Raw genomic sequence first — 3,970 nt, 5'->3', positions numbered from 1 at the left:
CGGCTCTGTCACGAGCGGGAGGTCACAGCACGCACTGCGCCTCGGCGTACCGCTCGTCCGGGACGGTCTTGAGGGTCTCCACCGCCGACGCCAGCGGCACCATCGTGATGTCCGTGCCGCGCAGCGCGGTCATCATGCCGAACTCACCGCGGTGCGCCGCCTCCACGGCGTGCCACCCGAAGCGGGTCGCGAGCACCCGGTCGTACGCGGTCGGCGTCCCGCCGCGCTGCACATGGCCGAGGATCACCGGGCGGGCCTCCTTGTTCAGGCGCTGCTCCAGCTCGATGGAGAGCTGCCGGGCCACCCCGGCGAAGCGCTCATGGCCGTAGATGTCCTTGCCGCCCTCGTCCCAGTGCATCGAGCCCTCCCGGGGCTTGGCGCCCTCCGCGACCACGACGATCGCGAACCGCTTGCGCGCGTCGAAACGGCGGCCGACGACCTTGGCCAGCTCCTCGATGTCGAAGGGCCGCTCGGGTACGACGATGGCGTGTGCACCGGCCGCCATGCCGGAGTGCAGCGCGATCCAGCCGGTGTGCCGGCCCATGACCTCGACGATCAGCACCCGCTGGTGTGACTCGGCGGTGGTCTTGAGCCGGTCGAGGGCCTCGGTCGCCACTCCGACCGCGGTGTCGAAACCGAAGGTGACGTCGGTCGATGCGATGTCGTTGTCGATCGTCTTCGGCACTCCGACGATCGGCAGGCCGCCCTGTGCGAGCAGATGGGCGGCCTTGAGGGTGCCCTCGCCGCCGATCGGGATGATCGCGTCGAGGCCCAGCTCGGCGACATGCCCCTTCGCGCGCTCCACACCGTCGCGCAGCTGCGCGGGCTGGACCCGGGAGGAGCCGAGGATGGTGCCGCCGCGCGCCAGGATGCCGCCCACGGCGTCGAGGTCGAGCTTGCGGTAGTCACACTCCAGAAGGCCCTTCCACCCGTCGTGGAAGCCGATGACCTCATCGCCGTGGTCGACGACCGCGCGATGCACGACGGAACGGATGACGGCGTTCAGACCGGGGCAGTCGCCGCCGGAGGTGAGTACACCAATGCGCATGTGCCCGTACTACCTTTGCAACGTGGGCCGACTCCCGGACCACGTCGTCCGGTTGGATCCCCGTCACCCTACCGGCGCGCGGTGGCGGGAATCGAATGCGGCGTCCGCCTGATGGGACGCCGCTCAACCATGTCGAGTGTCCAGGAGTTCTACGCGGGCTGGGTGGCGGCGGTGATGCGCTCGTTGCGCAGCGCGTCGTACCAGCGGTCGTCCGTCGGCGGGAGCGCGTTCACATCGAGGGCCAGTTTGAGCAGCAGATCGGCGATCTGCGGGTTCCTCGCCATGACCGGACCGTGCATATAGGTGCCGAAGGAGGTGTCGTTGTACGCGCCCTCGGTGCCGTCTCCGGTGCCGTTTCCGCGGCCCATGACCGTACGGGCGAAGGGGCGGGCGGTGGGGCCGAGGTGGGTGACGCCCTGGTGGTTCTCGAAGCCGGTGAGCTGCGGAAGGCCGAAACGGGGGTCGATATCGGCCAGCACATCGCCGACGCACCGCTCGCCCTCGCCCCGGGTGGAGACCACATCGATCAGACCGAGCCCCTGCTGCCGCTCGCCCAGGTCGTTGATGAACTCATGGCCCAGGATCTGATAGCCCGCGCAGACCGAGAAGATGATCGCGCCGTTGGACGACGCCCGGGAGAGCCCGCCGTCGCGGCCCAGCCGCTCGGCCGCCAGCCGCTGGGGCCGGTCCTCGCCGCCGCCGATCAGATAGATGTCCCCCGAGGTGGGGATCGGCTGGTCGCTGCGTACGTCGACCCGCTGCACATCGAGGCCGCGCTGCCGGGCCCGGCGCTCCACGACCAGCGCATTGCCCTGGTCGCCGTAGGTGCTGAGCAGGTCCGGGTAGACCCAGACCAGACGCAGGCTGCTGTCGCTCATGCTGGTAAGTCCTTCGGTCTCGTACGGTCTCGTGGCCGCCGGATCAGTTGCCGACGCGGCGGCGGACGTCCTGGAAGGCGGTGTAGTTCGCGATCAGCTCGATCCGCCCGGGAGGGGCGGCGCGCACCGCGTCGTCGACGGTGTCGCAGACCCGGAAGTCCAGGCCCGCCACCTCAAGGCGCACGGCCAGGTCGAGCCGCCGGTCGCCGATCACCAGGATCGGGTGCCCGGCGAGCCGGGTGTAGTCGACGTCCCAGAGCCAGGAGGTGTCCGTGCCGTCGGCGCCACGGGCGTTGACGGACAGGACGACCGGGGTCGGCGGCGGGTCGATCAGCGAGAAGGTCTCCAGCCAGCCGGCCGGGTTCTTCGCGAGCAGCAGCCGCAGCTCCCGGCCCATGAAGTCGACCACGTCATAGCGCCCGGCGACGGCCTGCACCGAGTACATGCGCTCCAGGGCGACCTGCGGCGGGACACCGAAGCAGGCGGCGACTGCGGCGGACGTGGCCGCGTTCGCCTTGTTCGCCCGGCCGGGCAGCTGAAGGCGGATCGGCCACGCCGAACCGTGCGGATCGAGTACATGGTCGCCGCTGAGCACCCAGCTCGGCGCGGGGCGGCGGAAGCCGCACTCACCGCAGAACCAGTCGTCGCCCGGGCGCTGCATCACACCGCCGCAGGACGGGCAGGACCAGGCGTCGTCCTTCCACTCCTGCCCCGCCGCCACCCACACCACATTGGGGGAGGAGGACGCGGACCAGACGATCAGCGGGTCGTCGGCGTTGGCGATCACGATGGCCTTTGAACCGGCCAGACCCTCACGCCACTTCTCGGCCAGCATCCGGGTCTCCGCGGCGCGGTCGAGCTGGTCGCGCGAGAGGTTGAGCAGCGCGATCGCCTTCGGTGTGACATCACGGGCCACTCCGGCGAGATACTTCTCGTCGACCTCGATCACACCGAACTTGGCGTCGGAGCCACCGGCGAGCGCCGAGGTGATCCCGGCGGGCATATTGGCGCCGAGTGCGTTGGAGACGACGGGTCCTGCGGCCCGCAGGGCTTCGGCGATCAGCCGGGTCGTGGTGGTCTTGCCGTTCGTCGCGGACACGAGGACGACGTCCAGGTGCTGCGCCAGCCGCCCCAGCAGATCGGGGTCGAGCTTGAGCGCGACCCGGCCGCCGATCACCGAACCGCTCCCGCGTCCGGCTGCGCGCGAGACCGCCGCGGCGGCTTTGCCCGCCGTCACGGCGAGCTTGGCGCGCGGCGTCAGTGGCTCCGAGTTGCCTGACATCGTCCTTGATCCTCCTTGCATCGGTCCGGCCAAGCCTATCCAGGTCCGGGCGTACCCCCCTACCTCGGCACCGCCGGGAACCACCTCGGCACCGCCGGGAACCCGGAGGTCACGGCTGACCGTACGCTTGCGGCCATGCGAAACCGGCCGATCCCCGGCAGTTCCGGACTGGTGCGGCCCATGAGCCTGCTCGGTGCGCCGCTGCTGCACACGCCCTGCGAGAGTGTCACCCATTTCGGCCCCTGGCTCGGGGAACTCGTCGAGGACCTCTTCGCGACGATGTACGCCGCGCGGGGGGTGGGGCTCGCGGCGAACCAGGTGGGCGTGGGGGTGAAGGTGTTCGTCTACGACTGCCCGGACGACGAGGACGTGCGCCACCTCGGGCATGTCGTCAACCCCCGGCTGGTGGCGGCGGACGGGGTGGTGGTGCGGGGACCGGAGGGGTGTCTGTCCCTCCCGGGTCTTGAGGCGGGGACCGAGCGCTTCGACCGGGCGGTGGTGGAAGGGGTGACGAGCACGGGTGCGCCGGTGCGGGTGGAGGGGACGGGGTTCTTCGCGCGCTGCCTTCAGCACGAGTGCGACCACCTCGACGGTCTTGTCTACGCCGACCGCCTCACGGGCTGGCGCCGCGCCCGCCTCCTCCGCGCGGCCCGCCGCGCGGACCGCACCCACTGGTCCCGATCCCGGTGACGTTGTCCGGTGACTGTTCCCCACCCCGCCCCTTCCCGTAACCGGGGCTCCGCCCCGCACCGCCCCCTACGC

The 3,970-nt window shown here is 71.0% G+C and carries 4 protein-coding genes; 1 reads left to right on the top strand and 3 read right to left on the bottom strand.

The genetic code is table 11. The annotated features are described in order from the left end of the window. Nucleotides 1-22 precede the first annotated feature (22 nt). From ACWF94_RS35570 to ACWF94_RS35560, 3 genes are all read right to left on the bottom strand, one after another. The gene (locus tag ACWF94_RS35570) at nt 23-1,048 is read right to left on the bottom strand and encodes a 6-phosphofructokinase (protein ID WP_453498384.1); all 1,026 of its coding nucleotides are present in this window, start codon (nt 1,046-1,048) and stop codon (nt 23-25) included. A gap of 149 nt (nt 1,049-1,197) precedes the next feature. Continuing rightward, nucleotides 1,198-1,926, bottom strand: coding sequence for a type 1 glutamine amidotransferase (locus ACWF94_RS35565; RefSeq protein WP_453498381.1), 729 nt, complete (start codon nt 1,924-1,926; stop codon nt 1,198-1,200). Between the two features lie 43 nt (nt 1,927-1,969). Beyond that, complete coding sequence (locus tag ACWF94_RS35560; RefSeq protein WP_453498378.1) at nt 1,970-3,208, bottom strand: MurT ligase domain-containing protein; 1,239 nt, start codon at nt 3,206-3,208, stop codon at nt 1,970-1,972. A 135-nt stretch (nt 3,209-3,343) separates the two neighbouring features. Between ACWF94_RS35560 and def the strand changes: the two genes are divergently transcribed. Beyond that, entirely contained in the window at nt 3,344-3,898 is a 555-nt protein-coding gene (def, locus tag ACWF94_RS35555; protein WP_453498375.1) for a peptide deformylase, read from the top strand. Nucleotides 3,899-3,970: the final 72 nt, after the last annotated feature.

It is taken from the genome of Streptomyces sp. NPDC055078 (assembly GCF_053607985.1).
This window is presented reverse-complemented; position numbering and strand designations above follow the sequence as displayed.

Excerpts from the sequence above, each read along its gene's own strand:
- ACWF94_RS35570 (WP_453498384.1), bottom strand. The coding sequence starts at position 1,048 with ATGCGCATTGGTGTACTCACCTCCGGCGGCGACTGCCCCGGTCTGAAC.
- ACWF94_RS35565 (WP_453498381.1), bottom strand. The coding sequence starts at position 1,926 with ATGAGCGACAGCAGCCTGCGTCTGGTCTGGGTCTACCCGGACCTGCTC.
- ACWF94_RS35560 (WP_453498378.1), bottom strand. The coding sequence starts at position 3,208 with ATGTCAGGCAACTCGGAGCCACTGACGCCGCGCGCCAAGCTCGCCGTG.
- def (WP_453498375.1), top strand. The coding sequence starts at position 3,344 with ATGCGAAACCGGCCGATCCCCGGCAGTTCCGGACTGGTGCGGCCCATG.